This window comes from Erythrobacter sp. SCSIO 43205 (genome assembly GCF_019904235.1).
In the GTDB taxonomy this organism is placed as follows: Bacteria; Pseudomonadota; Alphaproteobacteria; order Sphingomonadales; family Sphingomonadaceae; genus Erythrobacter.
Genome location: NZ_CP063202.1, coordinates 819,637 through 836,146, shown reverse-complemented (window position 1 = coordinate 836,146; position 16,510 = coordinate 819,637). Strand labels below are relative to the sequence as shown.

Below are 16,510 nucleotides of genomic sequence, written 5' to 3'. Positions count from 1 at the left end.
TCGGGGAGGGGGCGATGATCCACACACGTTTATTGAACGCGCAGTGCGATTTAATTCTCTCTTGGCCTCTCCCTGACCACTGGCCATACTGCGCTTATGAAAAAAGGATTGCAAGTCGTCTTTGTGCCAATACCGGCATCATTATTGAGAAGTGAGGATTCCATGCATCAATAAGCCAGCATATGCCTCGTCATCTTCGACTGTAATTTCATCACGATAAACGCGCGAAAGGTCGTAAACGGCATTAATCGCCACTCCGAACACCTGTGCGGCAATATATGGGTCGCGGCTTTGCATCGTCCCTTCGGCGATGCCGGCAGAAATTTCCGAGGAAAACCAGCGAAAATTGCGCTTTGATTGAGCAATAATCTTCGCTCGTGCATCTTCAGAAAGAGCGGGGAGCGCGGAGTTGCGCAGCAAGGGAAAACCACCTCCAAGCTGAATCCCGATGACACTTTTGACCACCGCAGCGATGCGCTCGTCAGAGCGAAAACCACGTTCGCTCGCGCGTTTCTGAATTTCGCTAAGCCGGCCCTGACTATGGGCAAAGCACGCCTCTATCAGCTCGGCCTTTTGCGTGATGTGGTGGTAAAAACTGCCCTTTGTCACACCTAGCTCTGAAGAGATCCTGTCAATCGCCGCGCCGCGAAATCCCCTGTCGCTGATAAGGCGCGTTGCTGCTTGTAAATAGTCATTCTGATCGATCGTCTCGCGCTCCAATCGCGCGCCCTCAGCGATCCGGTGGTCCCCGGGCGATACTCCGGGAATCATGACGCCGCTTACCAGCGTGTCGAGCAAAGCAGCCCGAACGCGCGCGAAATACCAGGGTTCGTATTCATCAATCCAGGCAGGCAGCCAGAAGAGCGTTTCCATCACGATATGCGCAGGGCCCAGTTGCTCGATTAATCTGGGCCGTTGCGCCTCGCGCCCAAGCATTGCCGAAACCCGCTCAAGCAGTTGGTGGTAGCGTTGACCAAGCTTGCGCCGCCTTTCCCATGAAAGGGCCCTGATTTCGCCAAGTTGGGGCCTGCGGATGGCGCGACCTACCCTCTCCTCAGCATGATGGGCAAGTTCCAACTCAAGCAGCGTATCGAGCCGTTCGAGCGGTGTTTCACGCTTTTCGGCCTGCGCAATCCGCTCCTCCAGCTGCGACAAAGCCCGCTCGTACAAAGCCTCGGCGAGTTCTTCGACATTGGCAAAGTAATAAACGATGCTGGGCCGTTTGAGCCCGATCTCGGAGGCCACATCGGCGAGGCGAAAGCCGGAAAGCCCTGTGCGGTTGAGCACGCGCGCGCCGGACGCAAGAATCGCCTCCCGCTTCTCCTCCCAACGCGCGGTTCTTGGTTTCAACATCGCTAGATTGTGCGACCGATTGAGGCGGGTTGCAACACCCTCGCTATTCTTCACGGTGATCTTTGCAATTACCCTGACGCTTTACCTCCCCCTCCAACCCGTGCCATACCAAGATTATGAAACGGAGGGGGACCCATGAACTTTAGTCGATCTGCTCTGCCATTTCTGGCAGCATTTCTGCCACTTGCTCCAATCGCCGCTCAGGAGGTTACTCCCGTCGTCCAGACAGACAAGGGCAAAGTGCAGGGCCTTGAAGAAGGCGGCGTCGATGCCTTTTTGGGCCTACGCTATGCCTCGCCGCCTGTGGGTGACCTGCGCTTTCGCCCACCCATGGCGGAGCAGGCATGGCAGGGGATCGCCGATGCAACTGGGTATGGCGCGCCGTGTATGCAGCTTTACACGCCAAGCGGTCCGCGCACGAGCGACCTCACCCGGCAGATGCAGGCGATTTTCCCAACCTCCACCGAGAGCAAGACCGACAATGAGGATTGTCTCTTCCTCAACGTGTGGACACCAGATGCAACGAGCGGCAAGCGGCCGGTTATGGTCTGGTTCCACGGTGGCGGCTACGCCTATGGCTCAGGCGGCTGGCCTGCCTACAACGGTCGCAATCTGGCGGAAAAAGGCGATGTGGTTGTTGTAACCGTCAACCACAGGCTCAACGCCTTTGGCTATCTCAATCTCGCGCAAAAGTTTGGTGGGGATTATGCTGAAAGCGGTAATCTGGGCAATCTTGATCTTGTGAGATCGCTCGAATGGGTCAGGGACAATATCGCGAAATTTGGCGGTGATCCGGACAATGTGACGATCATGGGCGAATCCGGTGGCGGATCGAAGGTAAGCCACCTCATGGCCATGCCAAGTGCGCAAGGCCTGTTTCATAAGGCGATCGTCCAATCCGGCCCTGGTGTTACCAGCGGTAATCCGGACGAGGCGGCTCAATTCGCAGATGCGATCCTTGAAAAAGCTGGCGTTGAGACAACCGAACAATTGCGCACCATTGCCGCTGAAGACCTTATCGCTGCTGTACGCGCAGCTACTCCTAAGGGCAGCGGGTTTGGCTCAGGGCCAAGGCTTGGCCCGATTGCGGATGGAACGGTCCTACCGCGCGACCCGTTCTTGCCCACCGCGCCAGAGCAATCGTCAAACATCCCGCTGCTGATCGGTTATAACAAGGACGAAATGACGCTCTTTCTTGCAGCTCAGCCGTGGTTTGGGATGATCAATGATGCCGCGCTTGATGCCATGGTTGCTTCGATGGGCGAAGACGCGGTTGCGACAGTTGCAGCCTATCGCGAGATGTTCCCGGACTATTCGCCAACCCACATCGCCAGCGCTGCGATGGGCGCGCGATTTGTGAAGGGCACATATCTTCTCGCAGACCAACAATCGCGCACGGCCACGGCTCCGGTTTTTGTTTACCGACTGACGTGGGAGACACCGGTCGCCGATGGCATCCTCAAATCACCGCACACGCTCGACATCCCATTGATGTTCAACAATGCTCAAATGTCATCCGCTCTGGTAGGAGAAGATGAAGATGCGCACTACATGGCCGAAATGATGAGTGATGCGTGGATCACTTTTGCCAAGACAGGCGTCCCATCCAGCGCGCTTTTGCCAAAGTGGGAGCCTTATGATGTATCAATGCGCAAGGTCATGGAGCTCAATATCAACGCACAGCTCGTCTCCGACCCGGAAAAAGCGATCCGCGAAATCGGAAATGAGGACTAGGCGCGGCTGTCCTCAAGAGCTGCGTAGATAAGGGTGCGAAGCTGGCGGCGGATGGGATAGGTGCTCGACGGGTAAACCTGCGTCATGAAGGTGCAGGTCACCCCTTCCACCGGATCGACGAAGAAGGCGGTGGAGTAAGCCCCGCCCCAGTAAAATTCGCCAAGGCTCGAAGGCACCAGCGTTTTGGCTGGATCAATCACCATCGCAAAGCCAAGGCCAAAGCCAACTCCTGCATTGTTGCTTTCTGAGAACAGGCTGCTCGATAGCTCAGTCAGATCAGCGCCGCCCGGCAGGTGATTGGTGCGCATCATGCGCAAGGTCTTGGGGCTGACAATGCGGTTGCCATCCAATTCACCGCCGCGCAGCAACATGGTCGTGAATTTGTGATAATCGGCAATGGTGCTGCACAAACCACCACCGCCACTGTCAAAACGGCCCGGCTGCGCCAGCTTGCTTAAGAGTCCTGCATCAATCATTTTGGCAGGGCGGCCGGGCACATATTGATAGGCATCAACCAGGCGATCATTCGCGTCAGGGGCAATGCCAAAGCCGGTATCGTTCATGCCCAATGGTTGAAAGATGTATTGCGCAAAGTAATCGCCCAGACGCATCCCGCTGATCCGTTCAACGCATACACCCAGCACGTCGGTCGCCACCGAGTAATTCCACCCCTGTCCCGGCGCGAATTCGAGCGGGAGATCGGCCAGAATACGGATGAATTCATCGGAGTTATGGCGGGCTCTTGCAAAATCGAGATTATGCTCGCGGTACACTGCATCAATGTTAGTGCGATTTTGCAGGCCGTAAGTCAGGCCCGACATATGAGTAATAAGGTCGATAAAGCGCATCGGGGGTGCAGGCGTACCGGGCGCAAAAGGGATGCCTCCCCCGCCTCCGTTATACACTTTCAGCTCAGCGAATTCGGGCAATATTTTTGTAACCGGCTCTTCGAGGGCGACCTTGCACTGTTCCACCAATTGCATGAAGGCAATCGAAGTCACAGGTTTGGTCATCGAAGCGATGCGGAAGACCGCATCGTCGCGCAAATTGTCGCGCCCCTCGCCCATCGTGCCGCGCGCATCGTAATAAATCGGCACACCGTCTCTTGCGACGACAACTTGCGTCATCGGCAATCGCTGAGGTTCGACATAGTTTTCCTGAAGGAAAGGGCCAATCGCCTCCAATCGCTGAGCGTTAAAACCATGCGACGCAGGATTTTCGCATTGAAATGGGCGTGTCATAGAGCTTTTCCCCGATTGTGGCGCTTGTGAGCGGATAGCGACTTATCTAGCGTTGCGCTTACAAAAGAACACAGGGAATTGAGAGGGTGCCCAATTGAGCAACACCAATAAGACGGCAAGCACTGCGTTTTGGAAGAAACCACAAGGCTGGCCCGCGATGTCGCTGGAAGAGATCGAGGCCAAGCTGTGCAAACCCGGTGAGCGGTTTGAAATCGAAACCACCCAAATCAGAGGCGTGCCGACCAAGGTTTGGAAAAATGCGCCCTCTTCGCTGAGGGCTCTTGCGGATCACGCGCGCAGCCATGGGGACCGCCTCATCACCATCTATAATGACGAGCGCGTGAGTTACAGCGATTGGTATCGCGCGGTCGCACGGCTCGCTCGCGAATTGCAGTCAAAAGGCGTTAGAAAAGGTGACCGGGTCGCGCTTGCCATGCGCAATCTGCCTGAATGGCCCGTGGCTTTCTTTGCAGCGACAACAATCGGCGCGATTTGCGTGCCGCTCAATGCGTGGTGGACGGGGGCTGAGCTTTGCTTTGGCCTTGCCAATTCAGGCGCCAAAGTTCTGATCTGCGATGCGGAACGCTGGGAACGGATCGGCCCACAGCGCCAAGAATTGCCTGACCTTGAAACCGTTCTGGTATCGCGGGCCGAGGGCAGGGTTGCAGATGCCGAGCGGCTTGATAACATCATCGGCCTGCCTGGCGAATGGGGTGCGCTTGCCGATGAAATGATCGTTGATGTGGCTATCGATCCCGACGATCCTGCAACGATTTTCTACACCAGCGGCACGACGGGCGAACCCAAGGGGGCGCTTGGCAGTCACCGCAATCTGACCACAAATATATTCTCCAGCGCCTATGCCGCCGCGCGCTCGGTTCTGCGCCGGGGTGAGGCTATCCCTGCACCCCAACCCAAGGTTGGCCTGACGGTTATTCCGCTGTTTCATGTGACCGCGTGTTCAGCAGGCCTGATGGGACAGCTTTTTGCAGGACATACCATCATTTATATGCATCGCTGGGAACCAGTGAAAGCGTTTGAGATTATTGAGCGCGAGAAGGTCAATATCGCCGGGGGCGTGCCCACTATCGCGTGGCAGATGATCGAGCATCCGGAGCGCGAAAACTACGATCTCTCCAGCATAGAATCGATAGCTTACGGCGGCGCACCTGCAGCGCCGGAACTTGTCCGCGCGATCTATGATACGTTCGGAGCGATGCCGGGCAATGGTTATGGCATGACCGAAACCATGGCCACAGTGACCAGCCACGCTGGCGAGGATTACCTCAACCGGCCTGAAAGCTGCGGCCCGGCCGTGCCAGTCAGTGACCTGAAAGTGACCGATGAAGAAGGCCGCGAACTGGCAACAGGCGAAGTTGGTGAATTGTGGGCAAGAGGTCCGCAAATCGTGATCGGATATTGGGATCGGCCAGAGGCCACCGCAGAGACTTTCGTCAACGGTTGGGTGCGCACAGGTGATCTTGCGCGGCTCGATGATGAAGGGTTCTGCTATATCGTGGACCGTGCAAAAGACATCATCATCAGAGGCGGGGAAAACATCTATTCGTCCGAGATTGAAAACGTCCTCTACGATCACCCGGCTGTGACCGATGCAGCTCTTATCGGCCTTCCGCACCGGACTCTGGGCGAAGAACCTGCTGCGGTTGTGCATCTTGCGCCCGGCCACAGCGCGTCAGAACACGAATTGCGCGATTGGGTCGCTGCACGGCTGGCGAAATTCAAGGTGCCGACGCGCATTGTGTTCCTTGGTGAAACCCTGCCGCGCAATGCGAATGGCAAAATCTTGAAGCGGAATTTGAAGGAACTGTTCGATCACTAGTCCCCTTCAAGATGCCATAAAGGCGGCAACGAAGTGAGCCTTGCGGAAATCTTGCCTTTGTGACCCGCGCTCTATGTAGTCATGCTGAGGGCGCGTTTGCCAGTTAATACTGAAAAAGCCGATAGTTGTCCGGTATGCGTGCCGAGCGACCATCCGACCCGCTAAGCGGTTTGGCCACTTTGCGGAGAATGTTTGTCATAGACACCTCCGATCGTGAGCTCATGCGCGCGCAGTTTCGGTCGTTCAGCAAGCATATCCCGCTTCTTTACATCATCCTCGTCATCAATACCGCAGCGATTGTTATAACTTCCTTTCGGTTGGAGCATTATGAGAAGACACTGATCGTTCCGGCCATAATATCGTCATTTGCGCTTGCGCGGGCGGTGTGGTGGTCGCGCCAGAAGAACGCCGACCACCTGAGCGATGAACAAATATCAGCCTATCTGCGGCGCACCTGCGTTCTGGCGGCGGTCCAGTCGTTGACGTTCACGCTTTGGGCGATCTGGGTTTATCAAGGTCTGGATGCGTTCGGACGCAGCAATGTGACCTTCTTTCTGGCGCTGAGCCAGGTCAGCACCGTGTTCTGCCTGATGACCTTGCGTGTCGCGGCCAATCTCGTCGCCTTAGTCAGCACGGTTTCCTTTGCGCTGTATTTTTCATGGATTGACGATGCCCAGTTGCTCCCACAAGCTATCGTCTTGTGCTGTGTATGCCTTGGCATGACCGTGATCATTCAAGGCTATAACCACTCATTCACAGAGCTTGTGAGCTCACGCCGGTCTTTGCATCAGCGGCAGATCGAAACGGAAAAGCTGAGCCATGAAAACCGTCGGATCGCTTTCACCGACGCGTTGACGGGCTTGCCCAATCGGCGCGAATTGCTTGAACGCCTCGACCTTCTTGAACACAAGCAGGATGTGGCCGACGACAGCCTCGCCGTGGTCTTTATCGACCTTGATGGGTTTAAAGAAATCAATGATGAGCACGGCCACCAGTCAGGCGACCAGCTGATCTCAAGCGTCGCGCAAAGGCTTCGCCAGCAATGCCCAAAAGGCGCCCGGATTGCGCGCGTTGGCGGAGACGAGCTTGCGGTTCTGATCGAAGTGGATGATCCGGGCAAGAGCGCTAATGCGCAGGCCATCACGCTTGCCTCGGTGCTCCTTAAAGAAGCCTCTTTGCCCATTACAATTGATCGCCACGTCCTACAGGTGGGCGCATCGATTGGGGTGGCAGCAAACAACAGCGATGCCATCGCCCCGCGCGAATTGCTGCGCCGGGCCGACATGGCCATGTATCATGCGAAAACGTCAGGAAAAGGCCAGGTTGCACTCTACAGCGAAGGCTTGGACGAGGGCCGCCTTCACCGCCTGGAGATCGAAGCGCAGATTGTAAACGGCCTTGCCCGGGAAGAATTTGAAATCGAATATCAACCCATCGTAGGGGCGACCAGCAGGCACATAACCGGGGTCGAGGCGTTGCTGAGGTGGCCGCAGCGGCCAGAGGGCCCCCTTCCCCCTGACCAATTCATCGAAATTGCTGAGAGCACAGGTCAAATCCACCCGATAGGTCTTTATGTGCTGACTAAAGCGTGCTGCGACCTTAAAGGCATTGAAGGCGTTACTCTCAGCGTCAATGTCTCGCCTGCACAGTTCCGCCATCCGAATTTCGAGCAGCAGGTTCTCAAGATCCTTGAGCAAACCGGATTTCCGCCTGAACGTTTGCAGCTTGAAATCACCGAGAGTTATCTCCTTTCAAACCCCGAACGTGCGTTTCAGGCGGTCGCGGCTTTGAAAGCGCAAGGCATTGCTCTTGCCCTTGATGACTTTGGCACTGGCTTCACCAGCATCCATTACCTGCAATCCTATGGCTTCAATCACATCAAGATCGACAAGTCGCTTACAAGTGATCTGGCGCAGCAGCACAAGGCGAGAAGGCTGGTCGAGGGGGCCATCATAATGGCATCTGCGCTTGATATTGATGTGACGGCAGAAGGGGTCGAGAACGCGCAGCAGGCCGACATTCTTGAACACGTCGGCTGTCAGTGCTTGCAAGGGTATTATTTCGGAAGGCCCATGGCGCTCACGAAACTGCATCATGTCATCAGACAGCAGGACCGCTCTTTGCGCCCTGCCGGAAAACGCGCGGCGGGCTAAGTTTCTGCAGCAGTCGTGGGCGCGCCGACGGCGACAAACAACCCGACATAAGCCTGCGCCAGATCAGAACGCGCATCGAGCACAGCTTCGCGGCTGGAGATAAGCTGGCGCTGCACGTCGAGAACATCGAACAAGGTCGCCAGCCCCTCGCGGTAAAGCGCGTTGGACTGTTCGAAGGCAGCCTCGCTTTGCGTCACCGCCTTGTTGAGTTCGACCAGCCGGTCTTGCGCTGCCTCAATCGCAACAAAGGCGCTTTCAGCCTCGGACAGTGATTGCAGCAAAACCTGTCGGTAATCCGCGACAGAGGCGTCAAGTTCGCGTTCTGCGGCTTCAACTTCGGCCCTGCGCCGCCCGCCATCGATAATCGGCAGGTCCAAGATCCCGCCAAGGGTCGCAAGCGCGCTGGACAAGAGCCTCGATACGCCGCCATCGCCTGCGGTGATCGCGCCCTGAAGCACGAAAGAAGGCGCCATATCTGCACGCTCAATGCCGACATTTGCAGCAGCGCGCATGACATCGGCCTCGGCGATCAAGAGGTCGGGGCGTCGACGTACCAGATCGGCGGGAACGCCGGTGTCGGGACCGCGCGCGAAAGTCGGTACCGATGCCTCACCGATAGCGCTACCAAGAGGCGCAGGCGGCTCGCCTGCAAGCACCGACAGCGCATTGGCGGCCCGTGTCCGCGCAAGGATAAGCGGCCCGCGCTGCGCCTGTGTCCGCGCAAGGTCAGCAGCCGCGCGCCGCACGTCGAGGTTGGAGGACAGCCCTGCCTCAAAGCGCAAAGTCACAATATCAAGGGTCTGGCGCTGAAGCTCAGCTGACTGATCGAGCAGCACAAGCCGTGCGCTGGTGCGTTTAAGCTCGACATATTGGCTGACGACGCCAGCGGCGATCACCCGCCTCTGATCGGCGACGAAATAGGAAGCGGCATCCAGACCTGCCACGGCTGCCGCGCGTTCAGCCGACAGGCGCCCGTTCAGGTCCAACTGCCATATACCGAAAAGTCCGGCGCTTGCGGCATCGGATGTGGTTCCTGCATCATCGATACTGCCATCAAGGCTCGCCGACGCGCTTACGTCGGGAAGGAAATCGGACCTTTGTGCAGCGACAATCGCGCGCGCTGCAAGAAGGCGTTGCCTTGCCGCTTCGAGCGACTGATTGCGTTCCAGCGCCTGATCGACGAGCGCATCGAGCTCCTCGCTTTGGAAGCCGCGCCACCAAACATCGTCCAGACCGCTGGGAGGCCTTGATTGAGCAAAATATTCGGGCGCAAGCGGCACTGAGGCGGCAGGTGCCACCTCCGGGATCGACGGGGCTACACAGCCGGTGAGCGCAGCCGCGCCTATTGCGGCAATGACCATTCTCATGCTGGCGCTCCGCCCAAAGTCCCGCCGCTTTCCTCATATTCGTCAAGCTCGCGCGTCAGGCGCGCAAGATCGACACTGCGTGGTTTCCCGAAAGGCGCAATCAGCGTGTAGAGTGCAGGCACAAGGAACAGCGTAAAGATCGCGGCAATACCCAGCCCGCCAAAGATCACCCAGCCAATCGCCTCGCGCGCTTCGGCCCCGGCACCGCTTGCAATGACAAGTGGCACCGCGCCCAGAATGGTCGAAATAAGCGTCATCGCAATCGGGCGCAGGCGAATGGAGGCAGCATCAATGATCGCGTCTTTGACCTCAGCGCCTTCCTCCCGGCGCTGGTCAGCAAATTCGACCATCAAAATGCCGTTCTTCGCCATCAAACCGATCAACATGACGAGCCCGATCTGGGAATAAATGTTGAGCGAGGTGCCTGACAGGAACAGCGCGAAAAGGGCCGCTGCAAGCGCAAAAGGGATCGAACACAGGATCACGAACGGGCTTGCAAGGCTTTCAAACTGGGCAACCAGCACCAGGAAGACAATCAGAAGCGCAAAGCCATAGGTGAGAAGCAATTCATTGCCGCTTTCATCAAGCTGCTCTGCCTCTCCGCGAAGCAGCATATCAATATCATCAGCCAGCGCCTGATCGGCCAGACGCTCCATCTCAGCCACAGCATCAGCCAGCGGCACGCCCGGTGCGATGGCGGCCTCCACCTCAATAGCGCGGCGTTGTTCGGTGCGGTCAAGCTCGGCTGCAACGCCCTCTTCGCGAAAGGTAGTAAGAGAGGAAATCGGCACCAGAGTGCCGCTATCGCTGCGCACGAAGAGATTGCCAAGATCGCTCGGGCGATTGATTGCAACCGCCTGTGCGGTGAGAAAGATCGGGATCGCCTGATCATCGACATTGAGGTCAACCACCTCGGTCCCGTTCACCATTGCGCGCAAGGTAAGCGCAAGGTCGCCGTAATCCACGCCAAGGTCAGAAGCGCGGCTGCGGTCAATTGCGATGGAAAGCTGGGGCTGCGTTGGTTGATATGAGATTTCCGGATCGGACAAAATATCGGACCCGGTCGCAATCGCATCGGAAAGCGCCTTTGCCGAGGCGTATATCCCTTCGTAATCATTGCCAAGCAGCGCAACTTCAATCCCGCCGCCGCGCCCGCCCGAACAGCCGCTCAACGTGCCTCTGCCAAAGGCGCGCATCCGCGAGCCGGGCAATTCATCAAGCGGTTCGCTGACCTCATCGACGATCTCGGTCTGGCTGCGTTCGCGCTCATCCCAATCAGCTAGAGTAGCGGTAACGAAAATGCGATTGGGGTCATAGCGCCCGACAATGAACAAGGTTGATTGCACCTCGCCGCTGTCCAAGAGCGGTTCGAGTACTTCCTCGACCTCGTCCATTTCGCGGTCCATAAAATTAAGCCCCACACCGTCCGGCCCGCTTGCCCAGACATAAAAAGTCGAGCGGTCTTCATCAGGCGTCAGCTCCTGCGGAATTTGCGTATACGCCATTCCGGCAAGCGCCAAGGCGACCAGCGATGCGCCAAGCGCGAGGAATGGCCTTGCAACAACGCGCGCGACCCAATGGCGATAGCTCTCAGCTACCCGTTTTGCCCATCCGGCAAGCCGCGCATTGGGCTGTGCATTGTCACCTGCCAGATCGATCTTGGCAGCAAGCGCAGGCACGAGCGAAACTGCCACGAATGTCGAGAGAATAACCGCAATCGCCAGTACAAATCCGAACTCGCGGAACAATCGCCCGGTTTCCGACGGCAGAAAGCTGATAGGCACGAAGACTGAAACCAGCACAGCGGTGGTCGCGATGACTGCAAAATAGACCTGCCTTGTGCCAAGCACGGCAGAAGATTTTTTACCCAGTCCCTCTTCTTTCTGAAGCCGCTGCGCGTTTTCGAGAACCACAATGGCATCATCGACTACCAATCCGGTGGCCAGCACAAGGGCGAGCAGCGTTAACAAGTTGATCGAGAAGCCCAGCATCCAGATCCCGGCGACAACGCCAATCAGCGCGATAGGGATGCTGGCGCTCGGAATGAGGGTCGGCCTTAAATGGCCGAAGAACAGATAAATCGTCGCCATCACGACTGCGACCGTAATCAGCAGCGTGGTCAGCACTTCGCGCACCGAGACACGAATAAAGGCCGCATCATCGGAAATAACCCGGATGTCGATATCGTCAAACCGCGCATTGAGGCGCTCGACCGCTGCGCGGGTCGCATCTGAAATCGCAATCGTGTTTGAGTTCGCCTGACGGATGACGCCAAGGCCGATCACAGGTTCGCCATCAAGGCGCACATAACTTGTCGCATCAGCCGGCGCGAAATAGGCCTCGGCGACATCGCCAATGCGGACCTCGTCGCGGATTACTACGGCAGAGACAAGTTCAGGGGTGGCGGCATTGGCTTCTGCGCGCACAATCAGATTTTGCGCCGATGATTGGAGCGAGCCCACAGGCGTATCGAAAGGCGCTTGCTCAAGGGCTGAGGCAACATCGCTGATCGTAAGGCCAAAGCGGGCAAGGCGACTGGGATCGACTGCGATGCGCAATTGCCTCTCGCGAGTTCCAAACGGGTCAATGCTGGCAACACCGTCGGCAGCGAGAAGTTCAGGAATAATGTCGTTTTCAACGATGCGGGTGAGTTCCGTTATGTCATAGTCGCGGCTGAGAACGGCGATGGTCATGATCGACTGAGCGTCTTCATCCGCTTTGACCACGCGCACTTGTTCCACCCTGTCAGGCAGCTCGCGCGTGACCCGGCTTACCGCCTCGCGTATGTCGGATGCGGCTGCATCAAGGTCTGTACCGGGTTCAAACTGCACCCGGATGCGGGTATTGTTTTCTTCGCTCGAAGAACGGATCTGGCGCACTCCGTTCACTCGCGCGGCGGCGTTTTCGAGCACTGATGTGACTTCTGCGTCCATCGTTTCGGGCGCTGCGCCGGGCAGGTTTGCGCTGACAGTGACGACGGGGCGGTCAACATTGGGAAGCTCGCGCACTTCCGTGCCCAGAAACGCGGCGATCCCTGCAATCACAATCAGCAGGTTGAACACGAAAATCATCAGCGGCCGTTTGACCGCGAGCATGGGAAAATCGGTCATCGGGCGGTCACTGTTTTCTCTTTATCGGCAACCTGCACCTTGGCCGGATCGCGCTGTGGTGCATCGACAATTGCCACCTCCTGGCCGGTGCGCACTTTCTGCACGCCTTCGGTGATGACCAGCGTTTGCTCGTCAATCGCCGCATCAAGCAGCACCATGCCTTCGCGCCGCGATGAAATTGTCACAGGTGTGCGCTCGGCCTTGCCATCCTGCACAGTGAAAATCGCAGAGCCATCGCCATCCCAAACCACCGCCGCTTCCGGCACGGACGGACGCTTTTGTCCGCTATCTACGAAGCGCACTGAAAAGCTCATACCGGGGCGGAAACGATCACCGGAATTATCGATAACGGTGCGCACCTGATAGCTGCGCTGTTCCTGTTCGATCGCGCTGTCGACCGCATCGACGCGCGCTGAAATGATTGTATCAGGGTCTGAAAACGCAGAGACATCGACAGTCCTGCCTGTGCCAAGCCGATTGAACACCGCCTCTGGCGCTGCGAAATCGACGAACAGCCGCCCGCGCTGATCGAGTTGCGCGATCAGGGTTTGCGGGGTCACCGTATCGCCCGGGTCAATTTCCGAAAAGCTGATATGGCCCGAAAAAGGCGCTCTGATCCGCCGTTGAGCCAGAGCCACTGCGGCCTGATCACGCTCGATTTTTGCGGCAGACAGGGCCGTCTCGCCCGCTTCGATCTGGCTATCGGAGAGAGCGCCAGTGTCTTCAATCCGGCGATAGCGCGCGAGCAATTGCTCCGCTTCTCTCACCCGCACCTGTGCCAATTGAAGAGCAAGGCGCTCCTGACGATTGTCGAGTTGGACGAGCACCTGACCTTGGCGCACATATTGCCCCGGCTTGAAACGCACCGCTGTCACTCGCCCTGAGACTTCGGAAAAAAGCTGCGCAGAGCGGGCTGCGCGCGCAGTGCCGATGGCCTCGACCACCTGTTCTTCTTCGAGAAATTCGACAGGCTCAGCGACCACCGTGACCGGGCTGTTTGTCCGCCCGCCCTCTTCAGATGCGCAAGCTGAAACTGCCAGAAGAATGATGGCGCAAAAAAACGATCGCATGAAAAAGAGGGATCCTGACGCTAAATTACCTGTGCGCAGCCCTTGGGGGGTAAAGACCACACTGTGCGTTTAACGAGCATATCGGCGCACAGTTCCAATCACAAAATTCAATATCGGTGATCGGGAATTGCAATTTTGCTTGATCGTCAACTGCGATTACCACCCTTGCCACTTATCGATTTCCTGTCGCCGAACGGAGCGCATTTGACCTGCGTATTGAACGCCAATTCGCGAGGTACAGGAAGTCTAAGGGATAGGAGATTGCTCGTCTCAACCATGAGCGGGCAAGCAACGATAAAGGGCAAAAATATGTTCAAGCTTCCATTGAAAAGCGCGCTTTTCCTTTCAGCAAGTGCACTTCTAGCAACCTCGGTTAGCGCAACGCCTCCGGGCTTTAATCAGCCGGGCATGGGTCAGATGCCTGTGCGCGAAGCAGGCGACATGAAAGCGCGCACGGTGCAGGATTGGTGGCCTCAGGTGGTTGACCTCTCGCGTCTTCGCCAAAATGAAATGGACGCGGACCCGATGGGCGAAGATTTCGATTACGCCGCTGAATTTGCAAAACTCGACCTTAATGAAGTCAAAGCTGATGTGGCGGCAACCCTCACCGATTCGAAGGATTGGTGGCCAGCTGACTATGGCAGCTACACCGGGCTTTTCATCCGCCTCGCATGGCACAGCGCTGGCACATATCGCTCAGGCGATGGCCGTGGTGGGTCTGATGGCGGGCAAATCCGTTTTGAGCCGCTCAACAGCTGGCCTGACAACGGCAACCTCGACAAAGCACGCCGCTTGCTGTGGCCGGTAAAGCAGAAATATGGCCGCGCGCTTTCGTGGTCGGACCTTATCATCCTCTCAGGCAACGTCGCGCTGGAACAAGCGGGTTTTGAAACCTTCGGCTTTGCGGGCGGTCGCACCGACGATTGGCAGCCTGAGCTTGTCTACTGGGGCCCGGAAAGCAAATTTCTCACCGCCTCGCGTTTCAGCCACGGTGGCGAACGTCCGGGCAGCGAAGCGGAAGGCACACCGCAAGAGCTTGAGGACACTCTTGGCGCATCGGAAATGGGTCTGATCTACGTCAACCCCGAAGGCCCTGAGGGCAACATGAACATCCTCGAAAGCGCTGAGCGTATTCGCACGACCTTTGGCCGGATGGGCATGAACGATGAAGAGACAGCTGCGCTTATCATCGGCGGTCACACTCTGGGCAAAAACCACGGTGCAAGCCCCAAGGACTGCATCGGGAAAGAACCGGCCGCTGAAAGCGTGGCTGCACAAGGATTTGGCTGGAAAAACTCGTGCGGTACGGGCGCTGGCCCTGATGCGACGACCAGCGGACTTGAAGGCGCGTGGACGGCAACGCCGATCACGTGGAGCAACAATTACCTTGAAAACCTTTACAGCTTCGAATGGCGCGAAACCCGCAGCCCTGCAGGCGCCGGCCAGTGGATTCCGGTGAATGCGGATCAGCTCGAATTCGTGCCCGATGCATTCGACCCTGAAAAATTCCATCCGCCGGTCATGCTCACCACTGACTTGGCAATGCGCTATGACCCCAAATACGGGGCCATCACTAAGCGCTGGGCCGAAAATCCGGAAGAAATGGATGCAGCCTTTGCCAAGGCCTGGTTCAAGCTGACCCACCGCGACATGGGCCCGGGAGCGCGCTATGTCGGCAGCGAAGTGCCAAATGAGCAGTTCACTTGGCAAGACCCACTCCCCGAAGTGAGCGGCAGCACAATCAACCAGGCCGACATAGCCATGCTTGAGGACAAAATCCGGGCAAGCGGTTTGTCGACCTCGGAGCTTGTTCGCACCGCTTGGGCAGCTGCCGTAACCTATCGCGACACCGATATGCGCGGCGGTGCCAATGGTTCGCGTATCCGCCTTGCCCCGCAAAAAGACTGGGCGGTGAATGATCCTGAAGTGGTGGCCAAAGTCGTCAGTGCGATGGAAGGTATCCAGGGGGACTTCAACGCGCGTGGCACAGGCCGCAAGGTGTCGATTGCCGACTTGATCGTCCTTGGCGGCAGCGTCGCGATTGAAGATGCGGCCAAAGATGCGGGTTATTCGGTCGATGTGCCGTTCACTCCGGGCCGCGTCGATGCGACCCAGGAGATGACCGATGTCGAAGGCTTTGAATATTTGCGCCCGGCAGCCGATGGCTTCCGCAACTTCTATTCAGAGCGTGCCCGCCTCTCTCCAACAGAAATGCTGGTCGACCGTGCAGACCTTCTGACGCTGAGCGTGCCGGAAATGACTGTTCTTGTCGCCGGGATGCGCGCGCTTGATGCCAACACCGATGGCGCAAAGCACGGCGTTTTCACCGATACGCCGGGTACGCTTACCAATGACTTCTTCGTCAACCTTCTCGACATGGGGACCCAATGGGCTCCGGTTGAAGGCGAGGAATATGTCTATGAGGGCCGCGACCGTGAAAGCGGTGAGGTGAAGTGGACCGCAACCGAGGTTGACCTCGTGTTCGGCTCCAACTCCGAACTGCGCGCAGTGGCCGAAGTGTACGCCTATTCCGACGGGGAAGAGCGTTTCGTCAACGACTTTGCGAAAGCATGGTCGAAGGTGATGATGCTCGACCGCTTCGACGTAAAGTAAGCCGATCACAAAAAGGGGGCGCAAGGTGT

9 protein-coding genes are annotated in these 16,510 nt (G+C 57.4%); 4 read left to right on the top strand and 5 right to left on the bottom strand.

The window, feature by feature from the left end; translation table 11 throughout:
• Positions 1-141: 141 nt before the first annotated feature.
• Positions 142-1,407, bottom strand: a complete 1,266-nt coding sequence (locus INR77_RS03930; protein WP_223072621.1) for a TetR/AcrR family transcriptional regulator — start codon at positions 1,405-1,407, stop codon at positions 142-144.
• Positions 1,408-1,488: 81 nt separating this feature from the next.
• On the opposite strand from INR77_RS03930, the gene INR77_RS03925 reads away from it, so the two are divergent.
• Positions 1,489-3,087: a carboxylesterase/lipase family protein gene (locus INR77_RS03925; RefSeq protein WP_223072620.1), complete on the top strand. Its 1,599-nt coding sequence runs from the start codon at positions 1,489-1,491 to the stop codon at positions 3,085-3,087.
• Here the strand turns inward: INR77_RS03925 and INR77_RS03920 are convergent.
• On the bottom strand, positions 3,084-4,328 hold the full coding sequence (locus INR77_RS03920) for a serine hydrolase (protein ID WP_223072619.1): 1,245 nt from the start codon (positions 4,326-4,328) through the stop codon (positions 3,084-3,086). The genes INR77_RS03925 and INR77_RS03920 overlap by 4 nt on opposite strands.
• 157 nt (positions 4,329-4,485) lie before the next feature.
• Here INR77_RS03920 and INR77_RS03915 point away from each other — a divergent pair, with 157 nt between their 5' ends.
• Both INR77_RS03915 and INR77_RS03910 read left to right on the top strand, forming a co-directional pair.
• Positions 4,486-6,168 (top strand): class I adenylate-forming enzyme family protein, encoded by a 1,683-nt coding sequence (locus INR77_RS03915; protein ID WP_223073404.1) that lies wholly within the window; start codon positions 4,486-4,488, stop codon positions 6,166-6,168.
• Positions 6,169-6,389: 221 nt separating this feature from the next.
• Positions 6,390-8,321 (top strand): bifunctional diguanylate cyclase/phosphodiesterase, encoded by a 1,932-nt coding sequence (locus tag INR77_RS03910; RefSeq protein ID WP_255573919.1) that lies wholly within the window; start codon positions 6,390-6,392, stop codon positions 8,319-8,321.
• Here INR77_RS03910 and INR77_RS03905 read toward each other — a convergent pair.
• From INR77_RS03905 to INR77_RS03895, 3 genes are read right to left on the bottom strand one after another with little or no spacing between them, the layout of a single operon-like run.
• Positions 8,318-9,688, bottom strand: a complete 1,371-nt coding sequence (locus INR77_RS03905; protein WP_223072617.1) for an efflux transporter outer membrane subunit — start codon at positions 9,686-9,688, stop codon at positions 8,318-8,320. The two genes, INR77_RS03910 and INR77_RS03905, sit on opposite strands and share 4 nt — an antisense overlap.
• Positions 9,685-12,798: an efflux RND transporter permease subunit gene (locus INR77_RS03900; protein ID WP_255573918.1), complete on the bottom strand. Its 3,114-nt coding sequence runs from the start codon at positions 12,796-12,798 to the stop codon at positions 9,685-9,687. Before INR77_RS03900 ends, INR77_RS03905 begins: the two co-directional genes overlap by 4 nt.
• Entirely contained in the window at positions 12,795-13,868 is a 1,074-nt protein-coding gene (locus INR77_RS03895; protein WP_223072616.1) for an efflux RND transporter periplasmic adaptor subunit, read from the bottom strand. Before INR77_RS03895 ends, INR77_RS03900 begins: the two co-directional genes overlap by 4 nt.
• 309 nt (positions 13,869-14,177) lie before the next feature.
• Between INR77_RS03895 and katG the strand changes: the two genes are divergently transcribed.
• Positions 14,178-16,481, top strand: a complete 2,304-nt coding sequence (gene katG, locus INR77_RS03890) for a catalase/peroxidase HPI (RefSeq protein ID WP_370632277.1) — start codon at positions 14,178-14,180, stop codon at positions 16,479-16,481.
• The last annotated feature ends 29 nt before the right edge of the window (positions 16,482-16,510 follow it).